The organism is Catenovulum agarivorans DS-2 (assembly GCF_000568405.1).
GTDB lineage: Bacteria > Pseudomonadota > Gammaproteobacteria > Enterobacterales > Alteromonadaceae > Catenovulum > Catenovulum agarivorans_A.
The window spans coordinates 1-2461 of the sequence record NZ_ARZY01000077.1; the positions used below are offsets into that span (position 1 = coordinate 1).

General features: G+C 43.0%; 2 protein-coding genes. Both read right to left on the reverse strand.

The genetic code is table 11. The features are described from left to right. Positions 1 to 287 precede the first annotated feature (287 nt). The gene (locus DS2_RS19175) at positions 288 to 1319 is read right to left on the reverse strand and encodes an IS91 family transposase (RefSeq protein ID WP_081754343.1); all 1032 of its coding nucleotides are present in this window, start codon (positions 1317 to 1319) and stop codon (positions 288 to 290) included. Continuing rightward, entirely contained in the window at positions 1316 to 2197 is an 882-nt protein-coding gene (locus DS2_RS19180; protein ID WP_035016700.1) for a tyrosine-type recombinase/integrase, read from the reverse strand. The genes DS2_RS19175 and DS2_RS19180 overlap by 4 nt, the downstream gene beginning before the upstream one ends. Positions 2198 to 2461 lie beyond the last annotated feature (264 nt).

The following is a 2461-nucleotide window of genomic DNA, read 5'->3' on the forward strand; positions in this document are numbered from 1 at the left end:
TAACAAATAAGGATATGTGTCGCGAAGCCGACACATCATCCAAGTGTTGAACAAGCCCGGAGCGCAGACGTTTGATGTTGAGTATTGGTTAGGTTTGACAGCCCTTCTTTATATAGTAAATATCAGCGCCATTGCATATGGCGGATAGGCTGTAGTATTTGAACTGTTTTTTTAAGGTCGAGTTTAACCCTAGCAGTGATGCTATTGTTAAATAACGGATTGTTTCATAAAAAGCACACCTCCAACGAATTAGTTTTTGCCATTATCCTTGTATAAAACACACCGAGCTAACTATCAGGCATGGGTAAAATATCTATGAACTGCATAGCGTGTTTGCACTTAGGGCAAGGCCGGGTGGCGGCTTTCGTTTTTTTAAACGGGAATATAATCACCTTCAACAGTAATTGAATGCGCTTAAGCTTTAAACGATTAGCACTGGCTAATAAACCATATTGACGCGTTCGCCGAAATCCTTTGGGTAAAACGTGTTGTAACACACGCCATAAAAAAGCCAATACAGGTAAAGTTTGGGTTTTCATCTGCTTGGTTTGACTATCCTGATATTGAAAGGTCAGCAGGTTGTTGTGTACACCCAGAATATTGCACTCCTGAATGACCCCGCGATATAAATATCGAGACAAGTATTTAAGTGCCGGCGCACCTTGACCGACGGCTTGGCAGTTCACAACCCAATTTTTAGGCGTGGGTGGCACATGAAATTGCTGACATAAACGCTCAAGCATGCGAGCGCGCCAAACTTTACTTAAGGCTTTTACATTAAATAGATAATTCCCTTTGGCTTTTTGCCACTGTTGAGTTTTTGCGTTGAACGCCCCTGCAGGCAATACCACATGTAAATGCGGATGAAACTGTAATTGCCGAGAATGGGTATGCAAAACAGCGGTAAAACCAATGCTGTTATTTAATTGCTTATGGCGTTTAGCAAAATCAAACAAGAGTGAATGCAGCACCTCAAACATCATGGTGTACACAGATTTATCATGCGCCTTAACAAGCGTGCGCAACTGAGCAGGCAACGTAAAGGTCAGCATAAAATAACTAACGGGCAATAATTGTGATAACTGATTATCCAGCCAATGTTGAGTGGTTTGGTGCAGGCATACAGGGCAATGGCGATTACCACAAGACAGTGGTAAACATTGCTCATTATGGCAATGCTGACACTGCCAATGGCTTAGATAAGAAGAATGCACTCGGCAGCGGCATATTGCATCGATTGTGTGGCGCATCATAGGGGTTAACGAATACGCGTGTTCGAGGGCATTGCGATATTGGGAAAACAAGGATGCGAGTTTCATGACAACCCCCAATATAAATCAAGGTTATCTACCAGTTGGTTTACTGCGAGCTGAGTGTTATCACGAATAGAATCAACGAGCCGAGTATAACGAACCGTGGTATTCAAACTATGCTGACCCAGCAAAGTTTGTAGAGAGCGTAAATCAACACCCAATGCTAATAAATGGGTAGCATAACTGTGACGTAAAGAATGTGGGCTAATGTTTTTACGAATGCCGCATTGTTTAAGTACAGATTTCATGGCTTTTTGCATTGGACAACGGGTTAAATGGTCAGAGCCATCGGGGTTTGGAAATAACCAGACGGGGTGATGATGTTGTGTCCACAAATAACGTAAAGCATGTAAGGTTCGTTGAGGTATAGGGACAAATCTATCTTTACCGCCTTTAGCATTATGAATATGCACCAGCATGCGCTTAGCATCAATATCACATACCCTAAGCGTTAACCCTTCACTGATGCGCAAGCCCATACTATAGAGCACTAAAAAACCGACTTTAAAACGCAATTGTTTGCTTTGGTTAATCACCATGGTGACTTCATCGGGCGTGAGAATGTCAGGTAAGGTATGGTGTTGTGGTGGCTTAACAATATCGAGCCATTGCCAGGGTATGTTTAATACATGTTTATAAAAGAATTGCAGGCCGTTGCGGTCAATTTTAACTGTACTCCAAGAGTGGCTGATAATTAAGGCTTCAAAATAGGTTTTTAAATCTTGCAGGGTTAAATTATCGGGCGGTTGGTCAAAGTATTGGGTAATGCGTTTAAGTGCACGGCAATAACCGTCAATGGTTGCAGGTCGCATGCCTTGACGCAGTAATGCACCGTGCTGTGCTTGGTAGAGTTGGTTAAATCTAGCTTGTTCAGATGGGGTCATGGTGATACTCCTTGGGTTGGTGGTATTTGAAAATAAATACCTACCTTAGAGTATTGATAACCCAAGCTAGAATGGTAAGCTAAAGCTCATATTCTGCCGCGCAGCGGCTTAGTTCAACAAACGCATCAAGTCGCCCCTGAAAAGCGGGGGCTGGGACATCAAAACTACGCGGCGATTAGTTTGGTGCTTCACCCAAAGTTTAACCAATCGCCGCTTAAGCTTTGCTGCCCCTTATGCGGGCGTTGAGACTGTAGAAAAACCTTT

What these genes read in the sequence shown, in the direction of transcription:
- DS2_RS19175 (WP_081754343.1), bottom strand. Translation starts at nt 1,319, where the DNA reads ATGAAACTCGCATCCTTGTTTTCCCAATATCGCAATGCCCTCGAACAC.
- DS2_RS19180 (WP_035016700.1), bottom strand. Translation starts at nt 2,197, where the DNA reads ATGACCCCATCTGAACAAGCTAGATTTAACCAACTCTACCAAGCACAG.